This is a genomic window from Variovorax sp. H27-G14 (assembly GCF_046156345.1).
GTDB lineage: Bacteria > Pseudomonadota > Gammaproteobacteria > Burkholderiales > Burkholderiaceae_C > Variovorax.
Window position 1 is genome coordinate 1 of the sequence record NZ_JAYLVN010000003.1, and the last position, 26963, is coordinate 26963.

The following is a 26963-nucleotide window of genomic DNA, read 5'->3' on the forward strand; positions in this document are numbered from 1 at the left end:
AGCAGCACCGGCAACGCCAGCAGCAACACCAGCGCCAGTCGCAGCAGCAACACCGGCGCCGGTGCCAGCAACACCAGCGGCAGCATCGGCAACGCCAGCGCCAGTCGCAGCAGCAGCGCCAGTCGCAGCAGCAACGCCAGCGCCAGTCGCAGCAGCAACGCCAGCGCCAGTCGCAGCAGCAACGCCAGCGCCAGTCGCAGCAGCAACGCCGGCGCCAGTCGCAGCAGCGACACCAGTGCCAGTCGCAGCAGCAACACCAGTGGCAGTCGCAGCAGCAACGCCAGCGCCAGTCGCAGCAGCAACGCCAGCGCCAGTCGCAGCAGCAACGCCAGCGCCAGTCGCAGCAGCAACGCCGGCGCCAGTCGCAGCAGCAACACCAGTGGCAGTCGCAGCAGCAACTCCAGCGCCAGTCGCAGCAGCAACACCAGTGCCAGTCGCAGCAGCAACGCCAGTGCCAGTCGCAGCAGCAACGCCAGCGCCAGTCGCAGCAGCAACACCAGCGCCAGCCGCAGCAGCAACGCCAGCAGCAGCACCGGCGGCAACGCCAGTGCCGGCCGTAGTAGCAACGCCAGCGCCAGCCGTAGCACCGGCAACGCCGGCAGCAAGACCAGTGCCGGCCGTGGTAGCAACGCCAGCGCCAGCCGTAGCAGCAGCAACGCCAGCCGCAGCAGCACCGGCAGCAGCAGCACCGGCAGCCGCAGCAGCACCGGCAGCAGCAGCAGCACCGGCAGCAGCCGCAGCACCGGCAGCGCCAGCCGCAGCACCAGACACGCCCGCACCTTCAACGCCTGCCGAACCTCCCGCACCTCCAGCACAGCAGATCCCCCCGCCCGTCCAGATCCCCACCTACCGTGCCGAAGTGCCGCTGTTCGCGGCACTGCCCGCGCAGTTGCGTCAGGCCGACCTTGCGATGCTGGGCAGCGTGCACCAGCGCACGGGCGGCGACGCCGATGGCTCCGGCCTTGCCGCCGCAGCGCAAGGCCGCGAGCGCAGCGCATGGGGTCGGGTCATTCGCACCGGCCTGCGCATCGGCCAGGAAGGCACCGTCAGCCCGACGAGCAGCGGGCAGCTCAGCGGCTTTCAGGCCGGCACCGATCTGTGGCGCGCTTCGCAATGGCGCGCGGGCGTGTACGTCGGCCAGTTGCAAGGCGACGCCAAGGTCAGTGGTTTTGCCCGCGGCGTGGCCGATCTGCATGTGGGCGGCAACGACCTGAAAAGCCAGCACCTGGGGCTGTACGCCACCTACGCGAACAGCACCGGCTTCTACGCCGATGCCGTGCTGCAGACGGGTCGTTACAGCTACACGGTGGCGCCCCTTCAGTGCGCCGGGCTGTCCGGCAAGGGCCATGGCTGGCTGGCCTCGCTGGAGGTGGGGCAGTCAGTCGACTTGGGGTTGGGCGGCTGGACGCTGGAGCCGCAACTGCAGCTCGTTCGCCAGAGCCAGCGTCTGGGCGAAACGACGATTCCGGGCGCCACGGTGCAGCAGGCCACCGACAACGGCTGGCGGCTGCGTGCAGGGCTGACGGTGAAGGGCGAGATCGACACCGGCGCAGGCAGCCTGCGCCCGTATGCGCGGCTCAACCTGCACCGCGCGCCGCAGGGCCGCGACGTGACGCGCTTTGTGAGTGCGGCGGGCTCCACCGACATCGTGACGCGCACCGGCGCCACGGCGACCGAGATCGCGGTCGGTGCCGTGCTGCAACTGAGCCCGACCACGAGCCTCTATGGCGAGCTGGGCACGCTGCTGGCCTCGGGTGCGGACAAGCGAGTGAAGGGCGGCAGCAGCGTGCAGGGCACCGCTGGTGTGCGTGTGCGCTGGTAAGAACGGCCACGCTGCCCACGCAGCAATGACCAATCCAGCCCATGCAGCAAAGGCCATGCGGCCCATGCAGCCGCCGGTTCTTGCTTGCCGCTTCGCTTACTTGCGACCGGGCGCCGCTCGGTCGCGAATGGCGCTCTGCAGGGCGCGCTGCCCGGCGGACAGCGCCAGCTCGTAGCTGTCCGCCGCGTCGTAGGCTTTGCCGAGCACGCGCGGGTGCGCACCCTGGTCGTCGGTTTCGAGCAGCTGCCAGACGTATGCACCCGGCAGCGGCTCCTGAATGGTCAGTTCGATGGGGTGGGTCATGCCCGCACCTTGGCCCCATCGGCGCGCCTTGTCCATAGGCCATTGGCGATGGCGGGCGCGCAGACGTTACCGGGCGTGAGCGCATCGCCTGTGCTGGCTTGCCTCCTTGCCTTCTTGCCTCCTTCCTGATGCGTCCATTTCTTTTTTCCTACGCCATCGTGTGCCGCAAGCCGACCGCATTGCGCTTGCGCGCGCGCTAGCCTGAGGCCACATGCACAAAACAAAAGGAGCCTCCCGATGATTCGCCGACCCCGGCAAGGCAACGAAGACACGGCCCAGCTGGCGACCCAGCTGGGCTGCACGCTGGTGGAGGCCGTGCCGCGTCACGGGCATGCGCGGCCCGCGCTGGTGGGCTGCGACCCGGAGCTGTCGCAGCGCATGCGGGCGCTGGGCGCGCGGTGGGATTCGTTCAACAACGCACTGGCCTTCGCGGGCTGGCCCGCGCTGCAGGCCGCGCTGCGCTATGTGGTGGACCAGCGGGGCGGTGACCCGGTAGCGCGCTGCGCGTCGAACGCCGGCCCGCAGCTTCGGGACGATTGACTTGCAGGGATCGGCTGGCATTCAGCGCCTCGCGCTGTTCGTCTCGCACACAACGCCTTGCGCTGTTCGCCTGCTCAATCGCCGACGCGCAACATCGTCCTGCGCTCACACGCGGCGGCCGTCGACGCTCGCACATTGGCACCCATGCAAGCACCCCAAGGACCCGACGCCATGCCAACCACGACCCCAGCCAACACCCCCATCACCCCTATCACCCCTATCACCCCCGCATTCGACGCCCACACCGTCGACTTCACCCACGACGGACACCAGTTCCTCTGCCGCGCCGAGCGGCTCGACGACGAGACCTACCGCCCCGTCGTCACCCTGCGCGCGGCCTCCGCGGAACAGGCCGATGTGCAGTTGCCCATCGACACCGAAACCGCCGCCTACGCCACCGAGGCCGAAGCTCTGCGCCATGCGCAGCAGCAGGCCATGCGCTGGATGCGCGACCACCCGGGTTCCTAGAACGACCTGAAACTGGACCGGCCTGGAACGTCCCTGCCTTAGAACGGCGGCAACACCACCGGGCGCCAACTGCGCCGCCATGCCTTGGGCGCCGCGCAGCCGTCGCTTATCTTCTGCGTGCCGCCCACGCCGGTCAAAAAGCCGCTCTGTCCGGTGCACTCTGTTTCGGGCTTCAGGTCTGGCCGGCCTTCGTTGGACTGGCCGATCATGTTGCGCGAGCTCACGCTGCCGCGCGTGAAGCCACCGGACGGAATGGCGACGATCGAGTAGCTGTCGGCGGTGCCGTTGCCGTCGACGTCGAACGCGTACTTGTTCTTTCCGGTGAGCGCGTCCAGCGCATACACGATGTTGGGCAGGCTGCTCGTGGGCGTGCAGGACTCGATGCTCAGGTTCTTGTCCTCCGGCAGAAAGGAGGTCACCTGCACGTTGCTGCCCATGTTGGACAGGTCGCCCACCACCCGCTCGCCGTGGGGCATGGCGCCCTCTTGCGCGATGGTGCCCAGCTGCATCAGCCAGCCCTTCTTTTTCTTCCAGTCCACCGGATTCGAGCTGACCTGATAGAAGTGTTTGCCGGCCTCTTCGCCCTTGCCCGCCTTTTTCGACGTCAGGTCGATGGTCTGCTCCACCAGGTCCTGCAGCCCGACCTGCTCGGCGCCGTCCTTGTCGTTGCCGCCGATGGGCGTCTTGTCCCAGATGCCGTAGATGGCCTGGGCGGTGGCGGGCTTGGCCAGGTCGTCTTCGTCCAGCAGCATGCCGGTGGCCACCACCACCATGGCGCCGCACTGCGAGGTGGTGCTGTAGTTGCAGCTGCTGGCGTCGCCCGGGTGAACCTGCCAGGCGGGCGCGGCGTAGATGGGCTGCGCCTTTCCGCCCTGGGTGGTGAACAGCGGCCTGCCATAGGACACCGCCAGGCGCGCGCTGCGCAGGTCGAAGCGCCACAGGTTGCCGTTGGCATCGCCCGCATAGGCCGCCACCACCTTGAGTGTGCTGTCGCGCACCGCGACCACGCCGCCCAGGCCGCGGTTGCTGCGCTTGGGCACGGCGGCAGGGGCGACGGGGGTGGCCGAGGTGGCTGAGCCGTCCGCCGGCACCACGGGTGCCGCGGCATCGTTGCCGTACGCCTCCGGCAGCGCGATGAACGCCTTGAGCTTGCCCGTCAGCGCTTCCACCACGTACAGGCCCACCTTCTTGCCCGCGCCGCCGTAGTGGCCGCTGCCCGTCAGCATGACCCAGGTGCCGTCGTCCAGCTGACCGGCCGCGGGGTTGTTGGTGATGTGGGCCATGTCGGCGTAGCCGGCGGTCTTGGTGTCCACCTCCCAGAGAAAGTGGTCCTTGGTCGGTATGCGGTCGGCCGTGCCCAGGGGCGACTCCAGCCCGTACATGAAGCGACCGCCGCGCCCGCCCGTGCCCATCATCAGTTGGCGCCAGGCCGCCTCGCCGCCCGCGGGCGTCTGGCCCTTGGCGTCGTACACGTCGTGCGTCACCAGCGGCCCGTCCAGCGTGTAGCGAAAGTGAAAGCTCGAGGCCGCCATGTCGATCTGCGCGGCCATGGCCCCCTTGGGCATGAAGGCGGCCAGCTCCTCGCCTGCGGCCACCCCGGGCAGCACCGTGTCGGTCTTGGCCGCGTTCAGCACATGCACCTTGCCGTTGTTGGTGGCGGCAAAGATGGTGGACGGCAGCGTCCGCTTGGCCGTGCGGTAGGCCTTGTAGCTGGTGCGCCCGTCGACCGTGCCGAGCACGTCGTAGCCCATGTCGACGCGCGCGCCCACAAACACCGGCGACGAGTTCACCGAGGCGCCCACGGGCTGCTTGCGCAGGCGGTAGGTGGTGCCGTTCTTGTCGGTCTGCGGGTCTTCGCCCAGCAGGTAGCGAACGAATTCGGTGCCCTTCGGCTGCAGCGCGTCGGCGTTCAGCAGTTTCTGCAGGTCTTCCGGCAGGCTGTCCAGCGTGGTGCTGTAGCTCAGGCGCTTGCGCAGGGCCGGGGCGGCGCTGGGCTTGTCGGCGTCGTAGCCCGACAGCGCAAAGATCTGCCGCTCGGCCACCGCCGGCATGCGGGCGTTGGCCGACCACACCGGGGTCGGCTTGCCGGAGGCATCCACGCGCAGGTAGCCGCCGCTGGCGTTCAACTGAAACGCCTTGATGTCGCCGCTGTTGTCGGAGGTCTGGTATTCGGTCGTGTACTTGAACTGGTTGTCGAGCGTCTGAAACTCGCTGCTGCTGCCCGACACCGCCACGCCCGCGTCGTTGCCGCTGCCCACCATGCTGCTGAGCGCGTTGTCCATCGCCTTGCGCACGTCGTCGCCCGAATACACGCTGTAGGCGCGGCCGCCGCCGGTGAAGCCGGCACGGATGAAGTCATCCACGCGCAGGGAGCGGTCACCATCCTTCACGTTCAGGTCGACGCTCGTGCTTCTGCCCGCCCATGCGGGTTTCACGAGCGACGACGTGGGGACGCCCGCGAGCCAGTCGTTGTTGTATTTGTTGATCTGAGCCCACTTCAACCCTCCGTTAACGCCTTGGTCGCCCGACGGCGTCAGGCCCCAGCCAATGACGAACGTCGTCATGTTCTGCCAGAACGTGGGGTTGTGTTGAGCCCCGATGGGCGGCACGTTGTTGGGCAGGCTGGAAAAGTCCTTGTGCCAGAAAAAATGGGCCGTCAAATCGGCGAACCCGTTGCTGCTGATGCCCCCGTCGCCGTAGGGAATGTAGAGATTGCGGGCGGTCAACCGGGTGGCCAGTGCTGCACTGTCGAATTCCGCTGCGCCGTTGGGGTCGTACCGCAGTTTGGCCGCATTGCCGCCGGGCTTGCCTTCGAAGATGTCGCCTTGGCGGCTCGCGTATTTTCTGACCCCTGTTTTTGCTTCGGACCAGGCACCGTCCGATAACACGATGGCGTACGAGCGCCTGCAGCTCAAATCGTCAACGCTGTTTTCGGCGTCGGTTTTGGTGGGGTCGTTTTTCCAGGGGTTGCCGTAGGTCGCCCTGACGGCGCGGCTGTCCGCATAGGTCGATGCGCCGGCGTAATAGTCGGCCACCAGAGCCAGTGCGTAATGGCTGGGTGTGCCGTCAATTGGAATGACGCCGTAGAGCCAGTCGTAGAACTGGGTTTTCCAATTGTTGCCGCCGGCGTCGTCCCTGAAATAACGAACGCCGCGCTGGATCGATTTGGCCTCGCCATAGTCTGCTTTGCTTTTGATTTGGTTGTATTGCGAATAGCCGACCCGGAATTTGTTGTCGTAATTCTGCATGGCACGCCCCACGGAGGTGGCGACGGCGCGCGCCCGAGTGCGGTACCACTCATACCAGTTCAGCACATTTTTAAGTTCCTGGGCTTTGGTGCAGGTCGTCGCGTTTTTGCCGCAATCGGTGCGAGTGTGGCCTATAGGCAAGACGACTGTTTCGTTTCCCGCCGGAAAATTCAGATCGACGACTGTTCTATTGGCCGAAGTCGAACAATCATTGTTTTTGCATTGAACGTAGGTGAATTTTTTATCGCCGGGCACACTGTTTGTTGTGTACTCGGTGTATTTGGGTGCGTAGGGTTCTTCTTGGATGTTGTAATCGGTGCCGTCCGCGGAATAGTAAAAAGGTTTCGACGACTGGTTGTCCACAAAAGTGAGCGGATTTTCTTTTGGCTTGCCATTGGCATCGATTCTTGGCAAATAGGTCATCGACGGGTTGTAGTACTGCGTATTGATTGCGCTGGAGCGCATCGCATACCAGCCGTATTTATTGTTGTTTGCGCAAGATTCGCCGTTCGGGCAACTGTCTGAAACCGAATAGCCTTCCTGATATTCGAAGCCCATCGATCCCGAGTTGTCCAGCACGAACATCAAATTGGGCTTGGCGCCCGGCACGGCGCTGTACAGCGGCGACTGGCTGGGCGTGCTGGCGGCGAGCACGGTGCCCGCGCAGAGCAGGGCGGCGCCCCAGGCCAGCGCCAGGCGGGTAAAGGCGTGCAGCAGGTGGGCGCGCGCGCGCGGCTTGGGCAGCGCGAGACGGTGAGAGATGGCTTGCATGCGGTCTTCCCTGGGGGTGCGGTGTGTGTGTGGGGCTCGGTGCTTCTCGTCGGGCCTGTTTGCGCAGGCTGCTGCCGCTACTTCCAGCAATCCGCGGCCGTCACGCCCACGGTCGTGCTGGCGATGCTTCGGGTGCCGAGGCTGTTAAGCACCAGCGTGCCGCACTTGTCGTCGCTCATGCTGCCGGCGGGCGTGGCCTTCAGTGTGAAGCTGGGCGGCTTGTCGCGCGCGAAGACCGCCACGGTGTAGTTGCTGGCCGTGCCCGTGCTGGGCGACTTGCGCAGCGTGGCGGGCAGGATGCTCACGCTGTTGGCGCCACTCGTCTTTTGCTCGGCTTCGACGCTCACAGTGCCCGCGGCGGTGGTGTAGCGGTCGTTGGCCGAGTAGTAGCGCTGCATGAACTGGGCGGCCTCCATCAGCACGGCCTGGGCCTCGGCGCGCTTGGCGCGGCGCACATGCTCCCGGTAGTTGGGCAGCGCGATCGCCGCGAGGATGGCGATGATCGCAACGACGACCATCATTTCGATCAGCGTGAAGCCGCGGCCGGGGCTGCTTGTGTGGCTTGCGCTGCCAGGGTGGCCTGCATGGGAGGGGCGGTGTGTCATGGCGGTGGCTCGCGTGTGCATTCGGCGGGGGTGGGTCAGGTGCCGGGCGTCAGCACGGACTGCATCCATGCCTCCGCGCCCTGGGTGGACTTGCCGGTGTCGGCGTTGAAATTGGCGTCGTTGGCAAAGCCGCGCGCGGTGATCAGGTAGCCGGTCAGCGCCGGCATGGCGGTGCTTGCGATCTTCTGGATCAGGCAGCGCGGCGCTTCCTTCAACTGCGAGAGGTCGCCCGTGCTGATGCCGGTTTTCCTGAAATAGCTTTCGGGCACTTCGATGACGTTGGTGCCCTTCCAGCTGCCAGCGCTGCGCCAGGCCGCGCTGGTGTCGGCTTCCGATGCGACGGCGGGGCTCGCGATGATCCTTTCGCGCATGCCGGTGCTGCTGAACTCGGTGTAGTCCTTGTCGGCTGCGTCGGACATGGCGACCTGCTCGCAGAAGCGCAGCGCGGTCTCAGCCGCTTCACGTGCCACTTCGGCCGAGCGCACGCCGTTGATGCTGCGCTCGCTCTGGGTGGCATTGCGAATGGCGAAGGTGCCCAGCAGCGACATCACCACGATCAGCACCAGGGTGATGAGGAGCACCACGCCGCGTTGCCGGATGGAGCGGCGCAAGGAGTGGCGAAAGGGGGCGCGCAGGGCGCGTGGCACTGTGTTCATTGAACGATCACGCGGTTTCTCAGCAGCACGGTGGTGACGTAGCTGCGGCGCAGGTAGCCGCCGGTGCCGGTCTGGTCGACGTTGCTGCAGTCTTTGTACAAAGCGCCGCCCGCGGGCGCGTCTTTCAGGGGCTGGTCGCTTCGCATCACCAGGCACACGCGCACGCTCAGCACGCGCGCCCAGCGGTCTTCGGTGAGGTCGGGCAACACGGCGGTGCTGGGCTCCGCGTCGAGTTGGGTGGCGGTGAGGTACTTGACGATTTGGTGGCGCATCGGGTCGTAGGCGGCGGCCAGTTCGGCGCTGGGGCGGCTGGCCACGCCGTAGAGGATCTGCATGCTCTCCACGTTGGACAGCAGCGGCTGCGAATCACCGATGGCGTTGCCCGCGGTTTTCTTCTCCGACCCCCGGCAAGACAGCATCGGCAGCGTGCCGGCGTCGGTGATTGCATAGCGGTTGTCGGCCAGTGCGTAGCGCGGGGCCGTCACCGTGGGCGGCGGCGACGCTTGCGAGTCGCTCACGGGGCTGATGGCGTTGCCCACGCAGTTGGTCGGCAGGGGCGTGGTGCCTGCGGTGGGCATGGTGTTGTCCACTGTGGCCTCGTAGCGGATGGCGATGGCGTCGCTGCCTGCCCCTTTTGTGCACGTGAGGCGGTCGAAGGCAAGGCTGGCATCGACAAACCCGCCGTCGCAACCGCGCACCGCGGGGCCGGCGTAGTTGTTCATTACCGTGGCGCCGTTGGCCGGAACCACCTGCCGCGAGTAGCCCGCCTGCTTGAGCTGCTGCTGCACCAGGTTGAGGGCCAGGATGGCGTCTTCGTTCATCTGCGTTTCCAGCTGCGACGCCAGGCTGCCGCGGCTGGACCCGGCATACATGGCCATGCCGGCCGCCAGAATCAGCAGCCCTATGGCCAGGGAGATCATCAACTCGATGAGGGTGAAGCCGCGCACCGGGCGGTGCAGGCGCGGCGCCACGCGCGGTGCGGCCCTCACAGCGTGACCCTGAAGTACATGCAGTTCACCAGGGCCAGGTCAGCCGTCGAAATGCTGGCTTCCTTGGGGCAGGGTTTCTGCAGCTGAAAGCCATCGGCTTCCTGAATGGCGCTCCATATCAGCCAGATGTTCAGCACGCGCGTGCCCGGCAGCCCGGGCACGTCCGCAGGCGCAGGTATCGACTCCGCGGTGACATAGGCCGTGCCGCCCGGCAGCCGGTTGGCCACGTTGGTGAGCCACTGCAACTGGTCGTAGCTTGCGATGGCCGGGCCGCAGTCGTTGACGCGGCTGGGCAGTGGTTTGACCTCGCAATCTGCGACCGCGGTGGTCGGGTCCGTGGTGGCGGCGGTACGCGAACTGGCCGCGTAGGCCGTGGTGTAGGCGTAGCTCGCAAACCCCGCGGTGTTGGCGCGCGCGCGCTCCGCGTAGTCGCCCACCAGGCTCAGGCCGGCGGCCCGCATGCGAGAAAACTGGTTGTAGCGCGCGGCCGAGGAGGTCAGCGCCGCCATGCCGAACAGCCCGACGGCCAATACGACGATGGCCACCATCACCTCTATCAGGGTGGCGCCGCGCTGTGTGTGTTGAAGTTTCATGGCGATGTCATTTCTCGCCGTCGACGCACGCGGTTGCATCCGCCACGGCGCGCACGCGCCCGGGCTTGGTGATGCACAGCGCCTTGCGCGCCCACGGCGTGGCGCTGGCGCTGGAAAAGCCCGTGGCGTCGATGTCGACGGCGGTGGCCGTGGCGTTCAGCAGGCCGCTGGGGAGCATCGCGAAGCGCGCCGCGCTGCTCAGGCGGATGCTTGCGATGCCGGGGGGTGCTTGCTGGCGCAGCAGCAGCTCGTCTTCGGCCGCGTCGTAGCTGAAGTCCGCGTCGCGGTCGTTGTTGACGAACACGATCCACCCGCCGGCGAACGCGCCGGTGTTTGCCGCGGGCAGGCAGCTGGTGGACGTGGCTGACGCCACCGGGCACACGACGGCCGGCCGCCCCCGGGCAATGGCCTCGGTGCGTGCGATGCGCAGCGACCCGGTCAGCGCATTGGCGGCATTGGAAACGCGCCAGCGGGCCATGAAAGTCGACATCGACGGTGCGGCAATGCCGACCAGGATGGCCAGCACGGCGAGCGTGACCAGCAATTCAATGGCGGTGAGGCCGCTTTGGCGGTGTGCCGGGGCCAATCGGATTCGACTCGAAGCCCGGCGAGACAGGAATGACCGGCGTGACCGGAAAAATGCGCCAGAAATCGGGTATCTGTCACGCCTTGCCGAGGCCGATTGGATTTGCACTTTTGAATTATTGTGTCTTGAAGTGCGGCAAATAGTATTCGGCAGAGACGCAGGAAAAGCGCCGCTTATCGCTTCAAAAACACCATTGGGCAGACGGCGTGGCCTATTATTCTTTGAAGAATTTTGAGGTTTTCGGTCACTACATAGCCCGTGGAAGCCAAACCTCAAAGCCCCAATAAGAGCCAGCCCCCGATCCGATTGCAAAGAAATTAACCCATTTGGATTAATACCATCGCATCAAACCCAATTCACCGTAAATAAGTGCGAATAAATTCCTTGAAATAAGCCCCATCTCTTTCATAATCCGCGCTCCCGCGGTTTGCGTTTTGTCACAAATGTGCCGCGAGTTGACAACTATCAGGGAGCTTGAGAGCAATGAATCGGCATTTGCACCGCGTGGTCTTCAACGCGGCCAGGGGCGTGCGCATGGTGGTCCAGGAGACCGCCGCCAGCACCGGCAAGGGAGCGAGCAGGGCGACTGCCGTGAGTGCAATGACAGTCGCAGGATTGCTGCTGGCCGCCGCGGCGCAGGCGCAGATCGTGGGTGCGCCGAACGTGCCCGGCAACCTGCGCCCGACCGTGCTGGTGGTGCCCAATGGCGTGCCGCTGGTGAACATTCAAACGCCTTCTGCCGCGGGCGTTTCGCGCAACGTCTACAACCAGCTCAATGTGGGCGCCAACGGCGCCATCCTGAACAACAGCCGCACCAACGTGCAGACGCAGCTGGGCGGCTTCGTGCAGGGCAATCCGTTCCTGGCGGGCGGGCCGGCGCGAATCATCCTGAACGAGGTGAACGGCGGCTCCCCGAGCCAGCTGCGCGGGTACATCGAAGTAGGCGGCCAGCGCGCCGAAGTGATCATCGCCAACCCGGCCGGCATCAGCGTGGACGGCGGGCAAGCAGTTTTGCAATTCGGCGGACGCTCTCAAATCGGCACCTTTGTTGAGGGGAATATCTACAGAGTGCTTGAGCTTCAAGTGGGCATGTACATTTCTCCAGCCGATTTCGCAGCGAGAGCTCCAAACAGCATTTCGGTAGATGTCGCCCGAAAGGCACTCGCTGATATGGGAATGCCTCTTCCTGTATCTCTTTCAACTCGAGCGGATCGAAATTATTTTCTAGCGGCTGCCCCGCGCATGACTCCAGAGCAAATTGCAGAATTTCTAAGTCGAGTGAAATAATGCAGGTTGAAATGAAAAAACATCCAGACATTTATGTGTACGGAATCATAGATGGGAAAATTTTAGGAATTCATCTTTTTTACAGCGACACTGATCTCTGCGTGGGAGACACGTTTACGATCTGTTATGAAATAAAGCAGCAAACACACGAGGAAATCATGGGCGGAGGAACTCCCGACTACACGCCTTTGAATGCAAGGCCAGTGAATTTAAAATTGGAAAAAATGGAGGAGAAAATGGGTGAGCGCGCCATTGACGTAGATTGCTTGTCAGCTGCGTCGGGCCGCTATGCAGTGCTACACCTTAGTGGCGAGGGCTTGGAATTCGTAAAGAATGGATGCTGTTTGCGAGTCGGTGCGTCATGATATTGAGGTGAGAGGTTATCTTTTTCCCTGGCTTTTCGCATTTGTCTCTTTAGAAAATGACTCGGAAAAATTGCTTTGCCAGTTTCAGGTCCTAAAATAAAAAACTGTTTTGACCAAACGCATCATTCTGATTGCCGCCGCCGCGTTGAGCGCCTGCGTCGCCCGCACGCAATACCGGGCCTCGGGTGACGGAGGCAACACCTTCGGCTATGCCAGCAGCAAGCTGTCCGATCAGCTCTAGCTAGTTCTTCCATGAAACCAAACACCGATCCTCCTGGAACTCCTTTTAGCTTCGATGGCGTAGCTACTTGGCTGTGTCCGAGTCTGTGGGACGAAACAAAAAAAGTCCCGTTTCGTGGCGCGCTGTTCATTCTTTCTTATAGCGTATCGACAATCTTTTTCTTTTCGCTAGTAATAGATCCAGTTGGACTGATTGTTTCTATTCCATTGGCAATGATCTTTGCGACAGCGCTCCTTTCAGGGGCTGGCTTCCGAGCGTTAATGGGGCTGCTTTCGTGGTGGCAGTTCAAGCGAAAACTTTCAAACTCAAGATAACCGTCACTGCTGCCATGTGGCTCGAACGTGAACAATACCAAGGCAAGCATTTGTTCGATACCACGGGATGACCTATCCACTACGCTATAGCTCCGACAATCCCCAATATGTTCCCTGCGCCAACACGAATTGCTTGGTCTACGGTGCGAATTGGAACCCCAACAATCCGATTAACCAGGCGCAGGGTGAACAAGGGCGCAGCGCAGTCGGAGCTGTGGTGCTGATCGTTGGCGCTCCGATTGCAACTGCTTTTGTGGCACCTGCCTTAACGGGCATGGTGGTGACTGCTCAAACTGTCCCACTGAGCATGGAGTAGCCAACGACCTGCGTCATCAGTGGAATTTCAGGAGCATTTGGCGCAACCGTTAAATTCAGTGCGAACGCTGCGGCCGGGATGACCAATCCATGGATACCAAATCTTTAAAGCCCCATTAGAATCCAAATGAAACCAAACGGAAATCCGCCTGGATTTATTTTTAATTTCGACGCAGTTGCGCTTTTTCTTTGCCCAAACCTTTGGAATGAAGACGTTGCTCTTCAGTACAGATGGATTTTTTCTTGCTGTGCTACACCGCAGCCGCACTGCTATTTATGTCTATCATAATTTTCCCAATATCCATCTTTTTTGATCGACCTTTGGCTTTGGGTTTGAGAATAATATTCTTAATTGGAGTTCCTGCTGGGGTAGCGATGGGATATTTTGACTGGCGCGACTTTCAGCGCACAAGCCAAAGGCTTTAAAGCCATCCCAGCTCACACTGACGAACTCGCCGAACAAGGGCACGTCATGAAAGGCTTCTTCCATTGCCGGATCGCTCAGGGTGAACCATTGCTGCATGAAATGGACGCGCAGCATGGTCTCCACCGCGAAGGGCGGGCGGCCCTTCTCGCCTTCGGGCGCGTACGGCGCCACCAGGTCGGCCAACGCAGGCTCGGCTCTGTTCTTATTTATGAAGGCAGTGTTGGCACTTTGACTAAACTGAAAAATGCCTCAAATGCAGATAATTGCGAAGCAGCAGTAAAGGGCGACCCGCGGTCGCGGAGATCTAGTCCGGTTATTGCAGTGCAAGTTCTAGAAGGAACGAATCCAGCTCAACCTCTGCAACTGCGAGGAAGTCAATGCTTGGTGTCAAAAAAATGGGAAAATTCTGATCCCAATGCAACCATTTCCAATCAAGGAAAATAATGTCGAGTGACTATTATTTGTACGGGCGAGATACATCGGAATTAATTCATCTAGATCAGGGGCGTGGTGCTGACTGGATGGATTGGAGTGTCGAGCAATTTGGTGGGCCAGTGATTTTGCTGTATCTCTTGAGGCCAGGTGAAAAATTTAAAATTTCCTACCTGTATTCTGAGCATCTAAAGCTCTTGTATTCCCGATTTGCAGAGGCAAATCCGCTGGGGGTCGAAATTGGAAAAAATAGTTGGTACGAAAGAAAATATCCTCTTGTCGATTTTCCAGAAAATGAGGGGAAGGGAAAAATTGCTGAAAAGCCATGCGTTATTTTATCAATGACTGATGAGGATGCGGGATATCCGCATCTCAAGAAATATTTGCCCGAAATATTTGATGAAGAAGTAGTCGCGAAAATGACGGTTGATCCATGGCTGGATGTGCACCTGCTAGGAGAGGCGATAAGCAAAGGAATTATCAAGGAAAATCCTGTTTGCAGTCCTAGATGGACATCGGATTGGCTAAATTATTGTGACAACTTGAGGCGTTAGCGTTTTCCCATATGGGGCAATTTTGCGTGACACTGTAGTTAAGAAAAATTCCGGGAGAAAGCAATTTCGACCTCGCGAGCAATCCTGACCCCTCCGAAAAAAATGGACGGCACGTATTGAGCAACGGCTCTGATCCTGCAAAAATTTCGGCCCAAAAAGGGAGTGCGCAGGGTATTTATCTCGAAGCGGCGGATCAGCGACCCTACCTGGCCGATTCAGTTTCAGGACAATTTACAAATGCATCGTGTGCGTCTGCAGCATGCAAGATGGCCCGAAAACTAAACGTGCCCGAGTCATTCATTCGCTCACAAATGGCCGAGAATGCTGCGAACCAAGGCACACCCGTCTCAATAGCTGCGATTCCGGAAACCTTGAAGGATTTTGGATTCAAAGGGTCGGCCACGTACGTTTCGCAAGGTGCCACCGTCGAATCGATTGATTTGGCGACGAAGAACGGAAATTCTGCGATTGTCAGTGTATGGACAGGCTCCGATAATTCTCATGCAATCGTTGTCGACAAGATCGTTGGTGGCCGCGCGTTTATTCGTGACCCCTCCCCTGTGGGACGAGGGTCTAGTTACACAATTTCCGTGGCGGACTTGCAAAAAAGAATGTCCAGCAGAGCTGTGTATTTATTTTCCGAACAGTGAGTTCAAGATATTCGATGAATAAATACTGCGATATTTTTTTACCCGATCAGATTAAGGGCGCACTCTTGCTTTTGAGTATGTCTCCAGATATAAAGAAATTGAGAATTAACAAGGATGCAGAGTACTCTGGTTTTTTGGGACTTAGGCTACCCAGACTGCAAGGTGTGGCGTTGGTCGTAGAGCTAAGGAGGAGCGGGGTTTCATCTTTTAATGTTCCTGTTGAATATAGGGATGGAAAATTATTGACTGAAGAGGAAATTTTAAAAAAAGCTCAAAGCTATATTTCGCAAGAAAGTTCGATTTGGGTGCTGGAAAGAGCGAAAGCTACGTTTCATCCGATGGTGATCGACTTAATGACCGACGATGAGAAATATCACCTTGGCGGGGAAGGGGGCGGGGTCCTTGTTATTGATAGGCTAAACGGCCACGCGTGGACTGAAAATGAGATGGTGAATTATTTGTATGGTTACAACAACATATTGTAAGTAGTATTAAATGGTGCGACTGAATATGTGTTCGACATGAGTCGATCAGCACAAGATTACCGATGAAATCCTAGTGGGCTTCAAATAATACGGCAATCAAATAAACGGATTTTTAAATGACGGCAGGCCGAAGTTACAGCTTAAAACCCAATGATTGGTTCAAAGACTTTGCAGCTTGGTGTGCCAGCAAGCAAAACTCCCACTCAATGAATTGAGATCGACAGGAAAATTTCCCCGGCGCAAAAAATATTGAGATCGTCACAACTGAAATATAACGATGAGCTTCATCGATGTGCCAGTTGGACCAGAAGCAATGCGACATCGAATCCGCCAAGATTCCTGCCGGGCTTGGGCTGGCATTGGTGGGCGGTCCTGCGGGCGCTTACTTGTTGAGTAGTCGGCCTGCTATCGCTGCTGCTGCATAAATGTCGATTGCGGCCTGCAGTGCGAATCCAAGACTTTGCGCGAACCAGGCCGGATTGGTGGTGACCGATATGATCGGGGCGTCCGCAGCACGGCCAATGGCCCGAAACGGCCAGTAAATGGCCGCAGCAGACTGGGCGTCAACGCAAAAAAACCGTGAGCGCATTCGTCATTTCGTATCGCAGTCAGTTCACGAGCGCACAGCGCTTGGGATTGCGTTGCGCAGAGCATCCTAAGCAAACTTCGCTTATTAGTAGGTGAATTTTGAACATCAGAGAAATAGAAATCCGCATCGCCAAATCAGTGATCGCTTCTCTCGTTTTGCCAAGCAAGATATTTGAAGATGGATTTGATGATTTTCTTTTTTTTGACGCGGATCTCTCCTCGGATTGCGAATTTCTTGAGGAAATTGAACGTGCCTATAAATTGGCATTTCAGGAAATTGACGCTGGTGTTATTTTCTTGTACGCCTCCAATTTTGCATCTTTAGCAAATATTGAAAGACAAGCATCGTGGGCGCCTGGCATTGGAAAGATGAGATCTGCAATGGAAGCAGGCAATCTCCACGGAGGAGTAATCTTGGCAGACGAGAATTTGTCATGGATTGCCGTCCAATTCAGTCCGGTAGAACTTGGAGTTCTTGCGGTGAATTTAAAAAAGAAAAACGCTTTTAAATTTATTCGGCAATTGGATAGAAATTGGTTTTTTTCTATTTCTGATGCAACAGCAGCGGTGATAGATGTTGACTTGCCGCTCAATAGAGCGCTGGGTAGTGTGTTCTTGGAACAACTCGTGGCCAATTACAGCACCAGCAATGCCGGTTAGGTAGCGAGAATTCTTGAACTGGGCCACGAAACGTGAATTAGTCATATAGGTTTTGTCTTGAGAACTACGATTCAGCGACGCAGTCAACGTGAACGTCAGCACCGGGCGCTCGCCCCGCTACCCTGCTTACAAGGGGCGCGGCGTGTTGGACTTCGCGGGGCGGCAGACGCAGAGATGGCAGAGATATCCCGGACCAAGGCCTACAAGCCTGATGTGCTGATCCAGATCGTTCACAACCCCAAGGACAGTGGCCGATTCTGAAAGCCACGACGTTCGATAGAAAAAATGAGAATGAAACTGTCACACCCTTTCCCACGAACCGCCGCTGCCCTCGCGGTGATCGCCAGCGTGTTCCTGTCTGGTTGCGCCACCAAGCTATCTCAGCCCATCACCGGCTACACCTGCTGCAACCTGCGCCCCGACTACGGTTGGGTCTCCAGCGCCAACTTGCTGGGAGGCCCCATCGTGCCTGTCGGCGAGCCCGTGGTGCTCGACACCATGAAGCGCGACCGCTACGCCTACGGGACCATTGGCGGTGACTACGTTTCGCTGCGCGACGACACCGCCCGGAGCAAGGAAGACATGCTGCGCTGGACGCGGCAGATCGTTGTTCCAACGGACCCAAGGCTGACGCTTGCAACCTGGGGTCCCGAGGTGCAGAAGGCTGTGTACGCTGCCAAGGCCGCGGTCGGCATGACCCGGCCCCAAGTGCTGATGTCGCTCAGCTATCCGTCGCGCAACGACACCAAGGACCTGAACGCCAACACGTGGCGGTACTGGACGACCCAGGAAGACGAACCGGTAGACATCCTCTTCGGCGCCGACGGCACCGTGAGCGGCTTTTCCGGTAAGCCGTCGGCGATCCGTACGGTCGAGTTCAGGCGCTGACCATGATCCGTCCTATCGGCGTGCCTCGGCGCACGCGCTTGGTCGTGGCCGCAGCCCTTGTCGTCTCTCCGCTGCTGGCGGTCGCCCATCATCGAGCAGCAGCGCCAGCAGGAGCGCGAACGCGCGCTGCGCGAGCAGAACGAACGCACTGTTGACCAGCGCCCGCAGGCGGCGCCACCAGCGCCGGTCCAGCGCATCCCTGAATCCGAGTCGCCATGCTTTCGCACCGACAGGGTGCTGCTGGTCGGCGAACAATCTGAGTCCTTCCAGTGGGCCGTGGCCGATCGCGTTCTGCGGCGAGCACCTGAAGCCTTGGTACCGTGCTGATCCAGATCGAGCGCAACCTCAAGAACCGCGGAAAGCGCTCTGGCGCTCCAAACAATGCATCGGGCCTCACGCCCTGTTCAAATTTTTCTTCAAAGGCGAGTCGATCTCCAAGGCGGACTTTGCCGATCGACTGATGCAGCGCATCCGCGCGCTGGATGGCACGCTGCTCGTTCATCACGACGCAGCAAGCTTCGCACTCAGGATCGGTGGCAACGCGCCGGGCACGCTGTATCTCGACAGCTTGTGCAAGGACTACCTGCACGCCTCGCAAGAAGACAGGGAGGCTGTCTTGCGCCGGCAGGCGACGGTGAGCGTAGCGCCCGCCGCGCCGCTGCCGTCGGAAGGCTACGAGACGAACATCCGCCCGTATCTGAGACCGATCATTCGCAGCCGGGCCTACGCGGCCTTCTTGCCAAATGACGCACCTGACGATGGCACGCAAGAACGCGATGCAGCCGCTTCGGTTCTCGACTTGCCTTTCAGGCCACTGGGCGATGACCGAGGCATCTACCTTGCCTTCGACCGCGAAGAAACGCTGTCCCACGTGGGTGTCGGTTCGCTCCAGGCGTGGGGCGTCGATTTCGATCGAGCGCTGTCCGATGCTGTGGCAAACCTGCGCGTTGCAAGCCTGCCGGCTTGGGAGCCGATGGAAGGCGGGTTCTTCCGCGCAGCGTGGCAAGATTCCTATGGTTGCTCTCGGCTTCTGCTGCCTGAGATGTTCGCGGACCTGGGGCTTGCGGGGCGGCCGGTGGCGGTCGCATCTGCACGCGAAGATCTGTTCGTGGCCGATGAGCACAACCCGGTGGCTCAGCGCGCCATGCTTCAGCATGCGCGGGCTCGCCTGGAGGAGAACAACCGCTGGACCGCGGGAAGCCTTCTCGTGCTGCACCAGGGCACCGCCTGGACGGCGTTCCGGTCGGCCGATTCAGCGGTGCGCCAAGCCGAAGTCAACCTGCGCAACGTCGTGCTTCATCGCGAGTACGACAGCCAGAAGAAAGCCTTGGACCGCGTTCATGCGCGCACGCAAGCCAACCCCGTCTGGACAGAGCCTTTTCTTGCAAGTGAAACGGCGCAAGGTGACGTGTTCAGCGCGTGCCGGTATTGCCAGGCTGCCGGCGAGGCACTGCTGCCTGAGGTGGACAAGTTGTTCTTCTTCGAATGCGACGCCCGCGGCGCGTTGATGCAGTCGCCGCTGGCCGTGGTGCCATGGGAGGTCGCGCAGGCCATCGTCGGGACGCTGATGGCCAAGGTGGACACGTACCCGCCGCGCTACCTCGTCAAGCAATTTCCAGACGCCGAAATGTGCGAGCGTCTGCGCGCCGCATCGGTTTTTCCGGCTCACATGGCCGCACGGCAGGAACTGTCCGCGCGCTGAAGGCGTCAGCAACCAGCGGCTGTTGACGGGGGTGGGGACGGGTTCATGCGATGTCCCCATGCACCAGCCTCTCGAATACATCCACCGTCCCCATCTGCCCCCCCTTCAGCATGATCTCCATGCCATCGAGCGTCGCGTTGTCGCTGTGCACGCGGCACAGCGACGCGCCGGCGCCCATGTCGGCCACATAGGACAGCCCCCACGCATCGAGCGCCTGCACGGCGTGGCTCGATGTGTCTCCGCCCGCGATGCCGACGCGTTTCAGCGGCGTGGTGGCCAGCACCTTCGCCAGCAGATCGCCGCCCGCACGTGCCAGCGCTTGCGCATCGAGCCCGCGGGGTGAGGGTGTGGCTGAAAGCGAAGCTGAAGGCACGGCTGAATGCGAAACATGCGGCTCACGCGTGCAAGCCAGCACGTTGTGCCCGCGTTGCAGGCTGTGCGAGATCGCATCGGCGTGGCTCGCCAATGCCGCCGCGTCGCGCTGCGCGAGTTTGTCGGCGTCGAGCCACACGATGTCGAACGACGGCGACGCAGCCACCTGCCGCGCGGTCACGGGTGACAGGCTGCCTGCCAGCACCAGCACAGGGCCTTGCGCAGGCGTGACGCGTGCCTGCGCCATGGTGCGTGCGGTGGGGGCACCCCCGCGTTCCTCGCGCTGTGCAGGCATCGCCATCGCCAGCGCATCGACCACGCTGCTGGGCCCCACCGCCAGCAAGGTCGCGTTGCGCGCGCGCGCCCACAGCACATGGCCGATGGCCGCAAGCTGTGCTGCGTCCGCCACGTCGAACAGCACCGCGTCCGCCGGCGGCGTGTTCAGGGCCTGGCGCAGCGCGGTGTCGAGCGCGTCGCTGCCGCGGGCCGCCGCGGTGAAGGGCACGGCGCACACGTCCTTCAGGCCCTGTTTGGACAGGTGCAGCCGCAGGTCGGCCTCGTCCATCGGCGTGACGGGGTGGCGGCTCATGGTCGGGTGGCGGTCGATGCGAAACACCTCGCCGCCGCTGCCGGCCGCCGCGAACAGGTTGCCGAACAGGCAGTAGCGGCCCAGGTTGGGTTGGCCGCCGACGATGGCGGTCCACGGTTGCTCGACCGCCGCGCGCAGCACGCGCACGGCCGCGCCGATGGAGCCGATGTGCGGCGCGCTGTCGAAGGTGGAGCAGGTCTTGTAGTGCAGCACGCGCGCACCCAGCGAACGGAAGAGAGTGGCCACCGGGCGCAGCTCGGCCTGCATTTGCTCGGGCGTCATGGCGCGCGCGGCGCCTGCGATGCCGAGCACGTCCAGGGCGCACGCATGCTCGAGCCGTGCGGCATCGGGCGTTTTCAGGAACAGCAGCGCGCGCAAGCCGGCGCGTGCTGCCGTGCCCAGGGTGTCGGTGGCGCCGGTGAAATCGTCGCCGTAGTAGACGACCGCCGGGCGCGGGCTCATGGCTTGCCGAAGAAGGCGAGGGCGCGGGCCAGCGCGGGTTGGTCCCTTGCGGCTTCTGCCAGCGGCACGCCGGCGCGCGCGGCCGACCAGGCCTGGCGGATGCTGGTGACGCCCGCCGCCGCGCCGTCGGGGTGCGCGAGGATGCCGCCGCCCGCCATGAAGAGCAGGTCGTCGCTGCCGATGGCCTTCCATGTCGCGGGCACGGTGCCGGCCCACTGGCCTGAAGAAAACGCCGGCATCACGCGGTCGTCCACGGCATCCGTCAGCGGCGTGTAGCAGTCTTGTGCGGACTCGATCACTTCGCTGTCGGGCTGCGAGAACTTGCCCTGCAGTCCGTGCACATGCATGTGGTCCACACCCGCAAGGCGCCACAGCGTTTGGTAGGCCTGGAACGAGATGCCCAGCAGCGGGTGGCGCGACAGCGCGCCGTAGCCGTTGCGGTGCCCGTGCAGCGCCAGCCCGGTGTGCCGGCGCAGCGTCTGCATGCCGGAGTGGCCGCACCAGTTCAGGCTGGCCATCACGCAGGAGCCGCCTTCGCGCTCGACCAGGTCGGCGTGCCGCTTCATGGCGTCGGTTTCGTCGGTGATGTTGAACGCCACCATCACGTGCTTGCCGGTGCGCTGCTGGTGGGCGCGCACGACCGCCATCACGGCCGGCACGCGTTCGGCCAGCGGGGCGTGCGCGGGGTCGGCGCACACCTCGTCGTCCTTGATGAAGTCGACGCCCGCGGCGCACAGGCGCGCCACCAGTTCGGCGGTCTCTGCCGCCGAGAGGCCGACGTTCGGTTTGATGATGGTGCCGACCAGCGCGCCGCTGGCCACGCCGGTCGCGCGGCGCGTGCCTTCGATGCCCACGCGCGGCAGCTCGAACTGCGCGCGGTAAGCGGCAGGCACGTGCAGCGATTCGAGCCGCAGGCCGGTCACCTCGCCCAGGTCGTACAGGTTGCCCGACACGGTGGCTGCCAGCGTCGGCAGGTTCGCGCCGATGTTCGCTACAGGAAACGCGATGTCTACATGCGCGCGGCGCCATGGCCCTTGCGTTCCTTTGCGCTCCAGCAGCGCATTGGGCAGCGACGGCGTGCTGGCCGGGGCCAGCTCGGTGATCGCCTCCACGGTGGCGCGCGCCCGTGCGCGCAGCGCATCGGTTTCGCCTTCCACGCGCGTGAAGGTGCCGCACGATTGTTCGCCCGCCATCACCTCCGCCACGGCGGCCAGGTCGTGCGGCGTCTCGATGAGGTAGCGCGCGCGAATGCGCTCGGGCGCCATGCTGCTCACAGCTTGCTCAGGTCTGGGAAGGGCCGCACCGGCTCGCTGCCGTCCCAGCCTTCGGAGGCGCTGCGAATCAGGTCGAACATCTTGCCCTTGGGGCCGGCCACTTCGGACAGCTCGATGACGGTGCCGGGGTGGTACTCGGTGTCGAAGTAGATGAAGCGCCCGCGCTCGCCCACTTCGCCGCTCATCACGGGCTTGAAGCCCTGCCTGGTGAGGCGTGCCAGGTCGGCGTCGTAGTCGGCGGTCCAGTAAGCCACGTGCTGCAGCCCGGTGCGCCCGGCCTGCAGAAAGTCGCGGTACATGGAGGGCACGTCGTTGCGGGTCTGAATGAGCTCGACCTGCACGTAGCCCGAGTTGGCCAGCGCCACTGAGTTGTGCGGCTCGTGCGCCTGGCCGTTGTAGCGGTAGTTCTTGATGGGCACCTTGGGGTTGTAGAACCAGGGGCCCACGCCCAGCTTGGTGCTCCAGTAGTCCATGGCGGCTTCGATGTCGTGCACGACATAGCCCAGTTGGCGGATCTCGCCGAGGAATCGACTCATTGCTGTTGGCTCCGTGGATGTGAGTGTGTTGTTGTGTTCAGAATTTCAGGAAGCCGGTCGAGAACCACGGAAACGCGGCCACGATCACCAGGCCCACCAGCATCGCGCCGATGTAGCCCCAGATGTGCTTGATGCCTTCGTCGGGGTTGACCTTGCTCACCGCGCACGCGCCGTAGTAGCCCACGCCAAAGGGCGGCGCGAACAGGCCGATGCCCATCGAAAAGATGACGACGATGGCGTAGTGCACCTCGTGCACGCCCGCGGCCTTGGCAATGGGAAACAGCAGCGGCCCGAACAGCACGATGGCCGGAATGCCCTCCAGCACGCTGCCCAGCACGATGAAGGCCACGACCGACACCGCCAGAAAACCGTAGGCCCCGCCGGGCAGCGAGCCCATTGCGCGCGCCAGGTCTTGAGAGAAGCCCGACTGCGTGAGCCCCCAGGCCATGGCCGTGGCGCAGCCCACGATGAAGATGATGGCGCCCGACAGCGAAGCGGTGTCGATCAGCATCGGCTTGAGCCGCTTCCAGTCGAACTGCCGGTACACCACCAGGCCCACGATGGCCGAGTACACGATGCCGATGGTCGACACCTCGGTGGCCGTGGCCACGCCTTCGACCACCGCGGCGCGAATGACGAAGGGCAGCAGCACCGCGGGCAGCGCGACCATCAGCAGCTTGCCGATTTCTCGCTTGCTGTAGCGCTGCACGCCGCTCAGGTCTTCGCGGCGGTAGCGCCACCACACCACCACGCACAGCGCGGCGCCCAGCACCACGGCGGGCAGCAGGCCGCCGGTGAACAGCGCGGCAATCGAAATGCCGGTGACCGAGCCGATGGTGATGAGCACGATCGACGGCGGAATGGTCTCGGTCTGCGCGCCGGTGGCCGACAGCAGCGCGACCAGGTCGCCGGGCTTGGCGCCGCGCTTCACCATCTCGGGAAACAGCACGGGCGCAATGGCCGCCATGTCGGCAATCTTGGAGCCCGAGATGCCCGACACCAGGTACATGGCGCCGATGAGCACATACGACAGCCCGCCGCGCACGTGGCCCAAGAGGCTGGCCAGAAACTGGATCATGGCGCGCGCCATGCCGGTCATTTCGATGAGCGCGCCCAGAAAGATGAACAGCGGCACCGCCAGCAGAATCAGGTGCGACATGCCTTCGTCGAGCCGCCCGACCATCACCAGCATGGGCGTGCGCGTGGTGAGCGCCAGGTAGCCGAAGGTGGCCAGCGCAAACGAGAACGCAATGGGCACGCCCGACAGCACCGTGGCCGCCACCACCACCACGAAGAAGATCACCAGGTTGAACTTGCCCAGCGTGGCAAAGAGCGGCGCCGCAAGCCAGAAGGCGCCGACCAGCGCGGCCATGCCCAGCACCGCAATGGCAATCTGCCGGCCGCTGCACACGCGCAGCAGCCGCAGCAGGGCCATCGCCAGCATGATGCCGATGCCCGCCGGAATGGCCGCGGCGCGCCATGCGTTGCTGATTTCCAGCGCGGGCGTGACGATGAAGGATTCTTCATGCGCGTAGTCGATGGACGGCCACACGATCAGCACCAGAAACGCGATGGACGCGGCAATGGCAAAGGCGTCGAGCAGCGCGCGGGTGTGGGGCTGCACCTTCTGCAGCAGCGCGGTCATGCGCATGTGCTCGCCGCGGCGCAGCGCCACCACGGCGCCCAGCATCGACAGCCACAGAAAGAGAATGGACGCGAGTTCGTCCGACCACACCAGCGGCGCATGGAACACATAGCGCGACACCACGCCCGCGAACAGCACGCAGATTTCCGCCAGCACCAGCAGCGCGGCCACGGCCTCCACGGCGCCGCCGATGAGGCGGTCCGCGCGCCCAGCCAGTGCGCTCAGCGGGTTGGCCGCGGGGCCGGTTCCAGCCCCCGCGAAGCCCGCCGCCTCGAAAGTGGATTCATGCGCCATGGGTGATCAGGCCAGCTTGCCGACCGCGCCTTCGAGCAGCGCCCAGGCCTCGGGGCCGAAGCGGCCCTTCCATTCGCCATAGAAGCCCGACTCGCGCAGCTTGGCCCGGAAGCTGTCGGCCGTGGGGCGGTTGATGGTGAGGCCCTTGGCCTGCAGGTCGCCCACCACGGAGTCGTTGAGCTTCTTGATGTCTTCGCGCTGCTGCATGCCGGCCTCGTTGATGGCACGCGCCACGATGGTCTTCAGGTCGTCGGGCAATGCGTCCCACGCGCGGCCGTTGGCCACGAACCAGTAGCCGTCCCAGATGTGGTTGGTGAGCGAGCAGAACTTCTGCACCTCGAACAGCTTGGCCACCTGGATGATGGGGAGCGGGTTTTCCTGCGCGTCGACAATTTTGGTTTGCAGCGCGGAGTACACCTCGCTGAACTGCAGGCTGGCGGGCGCGGCGCCCAGGCCCTTGAACATGGAGATCGACAGCGGGCTCACGGGCACGCGGATCTTCAGGCCGTCCATGTCCTTGGCGTTGGCCACGGCGGCCTTGCTGCTGGTGGTCTGGCGAAAGCCGTTGTCCCACATCTTCTCGAAGGCGTACAGGCGCGACTTGGCAATGGCACCGCGCACATGCGCGCCCACCTTGCCGTCCATGGCGGCCCACACCTGGGCGTAGTCGTTGAACGCAAAGCCCACGGCATTGATGGCGGCCACCGGCACCAGCGTGGCAATGACCAGCGCGGAGGGCGTGAAGAACTCGATGCCGCCGGAGCGCACCTGCGCGAGCATGTCGGTGTCGCCGCCGAGCTGGTTGTTGGGGAAGATCTTGATTTCGACCCGGCCCTTGGATTCCTTGGCGATGCGGTCGGCCGCCTCCTGCGCGCGCACGTTCAGCGGATGGCTCAGCGGCAGGTTGTTGCCGTACTTGTACGAGAACTCGGCCGCGCGCGCGATGCGCGGCACGGCCGACACAATGCCGGCGGCGGGGAGGGCGGAAAGCGTGCGCAGGGCACTGCGGCGGGTCAGCGAGGTCATGTGTGTGTTGTCTCCGTGCGTCTTGTGAACTTGGCGATGTGAATGATGCAATCTGATGCACCATTCCATTCGACTCAAAGCGAAGATAAAAGCCTGCATGATCCGGGTCAAACTTCTGGCTGATGGTTTTTGATGTATGCGGGAAAACCCTTCACTGCTTTCTTCGCCCGTCGCGGGGCCTTCCGGGGCGCGTGCCGACGCACCTGATTTGCGGCGTGCCCGCGTGGTCGACATCGCGCGCGCCGCGCAGGTGTCCACCGCCACGGTCGACCGCGTGCTCAACCGCCGCCCCGGCGTGCGCGACGCCACGGTGCAGCGCGTGCTCAAGGCCGCAAGCGAGCTCGACTACCTGCCGGGGCCGGAGCTGTATGCGGCGCTCACGCCGCCGCCGTTGCGGCTGGTGTTCCTGTTGCCGGCCGGCACCAACCGCTTCATTCGCATGCTGGGCGACATGGTGGGTTACGCGCAGGAGCACTGGGCGCCGTTCAATGTGCAGTGCCGCACGGTGTTCATCGAGAGCTTCAATCCGCAGGAGCTGGCCGACGCGTTGCGCCGCCACGGCCAGCGCTGCGACGGCATCGCGATGATGGCGCTGGAGCATCCCGCGGTGCGCGAGGCGGTGGCCGCGTTGGCGGCACGTGGGCTGCCGGTGGTGACGCTGATTTCCGATCTGTCGAACTCGGAGCGCGCGGCCTTCGTGGGGCTGGACAACCGCGCGGCGGGGCGCACGGCGGGTTACCTGATCGGGCGCTTCATTGGGGCGCGTGCCGCCAAGGTGGCGTTGATTGCGGGGAGCCTGAGCTACAAGGCGCACGAGGAGCGCGAGGCGGGGTTTCTGCATGTCATCGAGGAGATGTTTCCGCGGCTCGAAGTGGTGGGCCTGCGCGAAGGGCAGGACGACGCGGGCAAGAACCACCGGCAGACGCGCGCGCTGCTGGAGCAGTACCCGGCGCTGGGCGGCATCTACAACATTGGCGGTGCGTCGGACGGCGTGGCGCGTGCGTTGAAGGAGGCGGGGCGCGAGCAGAAGGTGGTGTTCATCGGGCATGGCCTGACGCCGGACACGCGCGCGCTGCTGATCGACGGGAGCATGGACGCGGTGATTACGCAAAGCCCGCATACGACGCTGATGAGTTGCGTGCGGATCTTCACAAATCTGCGGGACAAGCGGGAGGTGTTGAGTGGGGTGGAGACGACGCGGAGTCAGGTGATTTTTCGGGAGAACTTGCCTTAGGTTTTTTTTCTTGCTCCCTCCCCTCCCGGGGGAGGGCTGGGG

25 protein-coding genes and 4 pseudogenes are annotated in these 26963 nt (G+C 62.7%); 15 read left to right on the forward strand and 14 right to left on the reverse strand.

The genetic code is table 11. The features are described from left to right. Window positions 1-779, reverse strand: a 779-nt coding sequence (locus VLK31_RS08985; RefSeq protein WP_409168734.1) for a hypothetical protein, incomplete at its 3' end; no start/stop codon positions are given. A gap of 14 nt (window positions 780-793) precedes the next feature. Between VLK31_RS08985 and VLK31_RS08990 the strand changes: the two are divergent. Then, a pseudogene (locus VLK31_RS08990) lies at window positions 794-1822 on the forward strand (autotransporter outer membrane beta-barrel domain-containing protein); the annotation flags it as partial. Window positions 1823-1918: 96 nt separating this feature from the next. On the opposite strand, the gene VLK31_RS08995 reads toward VLK31_RS08990, so the two are convergent. Beyond that, window positions 1919-2125 carry a hypothetical protein gene (locus tag VLK31_RS08995; RefSeq protein WP_409168055.1) on the reverse strand — a complete coding sequence of 69 codons (207 nt, stop codon included), beginning with the start codon at window positions 2123-2125 and terminating at the stop codon, window positions 1919-1921. Window positions 2126-2362: 237 nt separating this feature from the next. Between VLK31_RS08995 and VLK31_RS09000 the strand changes: the two genes are divergently transcribed. Both VLK31_RS09000 and VLK31_RS09005 read left to right on the forward strand, forming a co-directional pair. After that, entirely contained in the window at window positions 2363-2665 is a 303-nt protein-coding gene (locus tag VLK31_RS09000; protein WP_409168056.1) for a hypothetical protein, read from the forward strand. 171 nt (window positions 2666-2836) lie between these two features. After that, window positions 2837-3133, forward strand: a complete 297-nt coding sequence (locus VLK31_RS09005) for a hypothetical protein (protein WP_409168057.1) — start codon at window positions 2837-2839, stop codon at window positions 3131-3133. Window positions 3134-3171: 38 nt separating this feature from the next. Here VLK31_RS09005 and VLK31_RS09010 read toward each other — a convergent pair whose 3' ends face one another. The 6 genes from VLK31_RS09010 to VLK31_RS09035 all read right to left on the reverse strand — a co-directional run bounded on the left by VLK31_RS09010 (window position 3172) and on the right by VLK31_RS09035 (window position 10581). Next, window positions 3172-7152, reverse strand: a complete 3981-nt coding sequence (locus tag VLK31_RS09010) for a pilus assembly protein (protein ID WP_409168058.1) — start codon at window positions 7150-7152, stop codon at window positions 3172-3174. A 77-nt stretch (window positions 7153-7229) separates the two neighbouring features. Then, window positions 7230-7757: a type IV pilin protein gene (locus VLK31_RS09015; RefSeq protein WP_409168059.1), complete on the reverse strand. Its 528-nt coding sequence runs from the start codon at window positions 7755-7757 to the stop codon at window positions 7230-7232. Between the two features lie 35 nt (window positions 7758-7792). Beyond that, on the reverse strand, window positions 7793-8413 hold the full coding sequence (locus tag VLK31_RS09020) for a PilX N-terminal domain-containing pilus assembly protein (RefSeq protein WP_409168060.1): 621 nt from the start codon (window positions 8411-8413) through the stop codon (window positions 7793-7795). Then, window positions 8410-9402 (reverse strand): PilW family protein, encoded by a 993-nt coding sequence (locus VLK31_RS09025; RefSeq protein ID WP_409168061.1) that lies wholly within the window; start codon window positions 9400-9402, stop codon window positions 8410-8412. The genes VLK31_RS09020 and VLK31_RS09025 overlap by 4 nt, the downstream gene beginning before the upstream one ends. After that, window positions 9399-9995 (reverse strand): type IV pilus modification protein PilV, encoded by a 597-nt coding sequence (gene pilV / locus VLK31_RS09030; protein WP_409168062.1) that lies wholly within the window; start codon window positions 9993-9995, stop codon window positions 9399-9401. Before pilV ends, VLK31_RS09025 begins: the two co-directional genes overlap by 4 nt. Window positions 9996-10002: 7 nt before the next feature. Next, window positions 10003-10581, reverse strand: coding sequence for a GspH/FimT family pseudopilin (locus VLK31_RS09035; RefSeq protein WP_409168063.1), 579 nt, complete (start codon window positions 10579-10581; stop codon window positions 10003-10005). Window positions 10582-11064: 483 nt separating this feature from the next. Between VLK31_RS09035 and VLK31_RS09040 the strand changes: the two are divergent. From VLK31_RS09040 to VLK31_RS09055, 4 genes and pseudogenes are all read left to right on the forward strand, one after another. Beyond that, window positions 11065-11583, forward strand: a pseudogene (locus VLK31_RS09040) (filamentous hemagglutinin N-terminal domain-containing protein); the annotation flags it as partial. 296 nt (window positions 11584-11879) lie between these two features. Further along, window positions 11880-12233, forward strand: a complete 354-nt coding sequence (locus VLK31_RS09045) for a hypothetical protein (protein WP_409168064.1) — start codon at window positions 11880-11882, stop codon at window positions 12231-12233. A gap of 109 nt (window positions 12234-12342) precedes the next feature. After that, window positions 12343-12474 carry a hypothetical protein gene (locus VLK31_RS09050; protein ID WP_409168065.1) on the forward strand — a complete coding sequence of 44 codons (132 nt, stop codon included), beginning with the start codon at window positions 12343-12345 and terminating at the stop codon, window positions 12472-12474. Window positions 12475-12485: 11 nt separating this feature from the next. Further along, window positions 12486-12788, forward strand: coding sequence for a hypothetical protein (locus VLK31_RS09055; RefSeq protein WP_409168066.1), 303 nt, complete (start codon window positions 12486-12488; stop codon window positions 12786-12788). Window positions 12789-13533: 745 nt separating this feature from the next. Here the strand turns inward: VLK31_RS09055 and VLK31_RS09060 are convergent. Further along, a pseudogene (locus tag VLK31_RS09060) lies at window positions 13534-13713 on the reverse strand (transposase); the annotation flags it as partial. A gap of 260 nt (window positions 13714-13973) precedes the next feature. Here VLK31_RS09060 and VLK31_RS09065 point away from each other — a divergent pair. From VLK31_RS09065 to VLK31_RS09095, 7 genes and pseudogenes are all read left to right on the forward strand, one after another. Further along, complete coding sequence (locus tag VLK31_RS09065; RefSeq protein ID WP_409168067.1) at window positions 13974-14516, forward strand: hypothetical protein; 543 nt, start codon at window positions 13974-13976, stop codon at window positions 14514-14516. Between the two features lie 116 nt (window positions 14517-14632). Beyond that, on the forward strand, window positions 14633-15166 hold the full coding sequence (locus VLK31_RS09070) for a hypothetical protein (protein ID WP_409168068.1): 534 nt from the start codon (window positions 14633-14635) through the stop codon (window positions 15164-15166). Between the two features lie 14 nt (window positions 15167-15180). Continuing rightward, window positions 15181-15651: a hypothetical protein gene (locus tag VLK31_RS09075; RefSeq protein WP_409168069.1), complete on the forward strand. Its 471-nt coding sequence runs from the start codon at window positions 15181-15183 to the stop codon at window positions 15649-15651. A gap of 687 nt (window positions 15652-16338) precedes the next feature. Further along, window positions 16339-16899: a hypothetical protein gene (locus VLK31_RS09080; protein WP_409168070.1), complete on the forward strand. Its 561-nt coding sequence runs from the start codon at window positions 16339-16341 to the stop codon at window positions 16897-16899. Window positions 16900-17190: 291 nt separating this feature from the next. Then, window positions 17191-17787, forward strand: coding sequence for a hypothetical protein (locus VLK31_RS09085; protein ID WP_409168071.1), 597 nt, complete (start codon window positions 17191-17193; stop codon window positions 17785-17787). A gap of 57 nt (window positions 17788-17844) precedes the next feature. After that, a pseudogene (locus tag VLK31_RS09090) lies at window positions 17845-18072 on the forward strand (hypothetical protein); the annotation flags it as partial. Between the two features lie 175 nt (window positions 18073-18247). Further along, window positions 18248-19489: a hypothetical protein gene (locus VLK31_RS09095; RefSeq protein WP_409168072.1), complete on the forward strand. Its 1242-nt coding sequence runs from the start codon at window positions 18248-18250 to the stop codon at window positions 19487-19489. Window positions 19490-19532: 43 nt separating this feature from the next. Here the strand turns inward: VLK31_RS09095 and VLK31_RS09100 are convergent, their stop codons facing one another. The 5 genes from VLK31_RS09100 to VLK31_RS09120 are packed head-to-tail and all read right to left on the reverse strand — an operon-like array spanning window position 19533 to window position 25687. Beyond that, entirely contained in the window at window positions 19533-20912 is a 1380-nt protein-coding gene (locus tag VLK31_RS09100; RefSeq protein WP_409168073.1) for a four-carbon acid sugar kinase family protein, read from the reverse strand. Next, window positions 20909-22177, reverse strand: coding sequence for a ribulose-bisphosphate carboxylase large subunit family protein (locus VLK31_RS09105; RefSeq protein ID WP_409168714.1), 1269 nt, complete (start codon window positions 22175-22177; stop codon window positions 20909-20911). Before VLK31_RS09105 ends, VLK31_RS09100 begins: the two co-directional genes overlap by 4 nt. Window positions 22178-22182: 5 nt before the next feature. Then, complete coding sequence (locus tag VLK31_RS09110) at window positions 22183-22722, reverse strand: VOC family protein (RefSeq protein WP_409168074.1); 540 nt, start codon at window positions 22720-22722, stop codon at window positions 22183-22185. Between the two features lie 37 nt (window positions 22723-22759). Then, a complete protein-coding gene (locus VLK31_RS09115) occupies window positions 22760-24661 on the reverse strand; it encodes a TRAP transporter large permease subunit (protein WP_409168075.1) in 1902 nt (633 codons plus the stop codon). Between the two features lie 6 nt (window positions 24662-24667). After that, entirely contained in the window at window positions 24668-25687 is a 1020-nt protein-coding gene (locus tag VLK31_RS09120; protein WP_409168076.1) for a TRAP transporter substrate-binding protein, read from the reverse strand. Between the two features lie 136 nt (window positions 25688-25823). Here VLK31_RS09120 and VLK31_RS09125 point away from each other — a divergent pair, with 136 nt between their 5' ends. Continuing rightward, window positions 25824-26921 carry a LacI family DNA-binding transcriptional regulator gene (locus tag VLK31_RS09125; RefSeq protein WP_409168077.1) on the forward strand — a complete coding sequence of 366 codons (1098 nt, stop codon included), beginning with the start codon at window positions 25824-25826 and terminating at the stop codon, window positions 26919-26921. Window positions 26922-26963 lie beyond the last annotated feature (42 nt).

Coding starts and splice junctions, on each gene's coding strand:
- VLK31_RS08995 (WP_409168055.1), bottom strand. CDS start 2,125: ATGACCCACCCCATCGAACTGACCATTCAGGAGCCGCTGCCGGGTGCA.
- VLK31_RS09000 (WP_409168056.1), top strand. CDS start 2,363: ATGATTCGCCGACCCCGGCAAGGCAACGAAGACACGGCCCAGCTGGCG.
- VLK31_RS09005 (WP_409168057.1), top strand. CDS start 2,837: ATGCCAACCACGACCCCAGCCAACACCCCCATCACCCCTATCACCCCT.
- VLK31_RS09010 (WP_409168058.1), bottom strand. CDS start 7,152: ATGCAAGCCATCTCTCACCGTCTCGCGCTGCCCAAGCCGCGCGCGCGC.
- VLK31_RS09015 (WP_409168059.1), bottom strand. CDS start 7,757: ATGACACACCGCCCCTCCCATGCAGGCCACCCTGGCAGCGCAAGCCAC.
- VLK31_RS09020 (WP_409168060.1), bottom strand. CDS start 8,413: ATGAACACAGTGCCACGCGCCCTGCGCGCCCCCTTTCGCCACTCCTTG.
- pilV (WP_409168062.1), bottom strand. CDS start 9,995: ATGAAACTTCAACACACACAGCGCGGCGCCACCCTGATAGAGGTGATG.
- VLK31_RS09045 (WP_409168064.1), top strand. CDS start 11,880: ATGAAAAAACATCCAGACATTTATGTGTACGGAATCATAGATGGGAAA.
- VLK31_RS09055 (WP_409168066.1), top strand. CDS start 12,486: ATGAAACCAAACACCGATCCTCCTGGAACTCCTTTTAGCTTCGATGGC.
- VLK31_RS09065 (WP_409168067.1), top strand. CDS start 13,974: ATGTCGAGTGACTATTATTTGTACGGGCGAGATACATCGGAATTAATT.
- VLK31_RS09075 (WP_409168069.1), top strand. CDS start 15,181: ATGAATAAATACTGCGATATTTTTTTACCCGATCAGATTAAGGGCGCA.
- VLK31_RS09085 (WP_409168071.1), top strand. CDS start 17,191: ATGAAACTGTCACACCCTTTCCCACGAACCGCCGCTGCCCTCGCGGTG.
- VLK31_RS09095 (WP_409168072.1), top strand. CDS start 18,248: ATGCAGCGCATCCGCGCGCTGGATGGCACGCTGCTCGTTCATCACGAC.
- VLK31_RS09100 (WP_409168073.1), bottom strand. CDS start 20,912: ATGAGCCCGCGCCCGGCGGTCGTCTACTACGGCGACGATTTCACCGGC.
- VLK31_RS09105 (WP_409168714.1), bottom strand. CDS start 22,177: ATGGCGCCCGAGCGCATTCGCGCGCGCTACCTCATCGAGACGCCGCAC.
- VLK31_RS09110 (WP_409168074.1), bottom strand. CDS start 22,722: ATGAGTCGATTCCTCGGCGAGATCCGCCAACTGGGCTATGTCGTGCAC.
- VLK31_RS09115 (WP_409168075.1), bottom strand. CDS start 24,661: ATGGCGCATGAATCCACTTTCGAGGCGGCGGGCTTCGCGGGGGCTGGA.
- VLK31_RS09120 (WP_409168076.1), bottom strand. CDS start 25,687: ATGACCTCGCTGACCCGCCGCAGTGCCCTGCGCACGCTTTCCGCCCTC.
- VLK31_RS09125 (WP_409168077.1), top strand. CDS start 25,824: ATGCGGGAAAACCCTTCACTGCTTTCTTCGCCCGTCGCGGGGCCTTCC.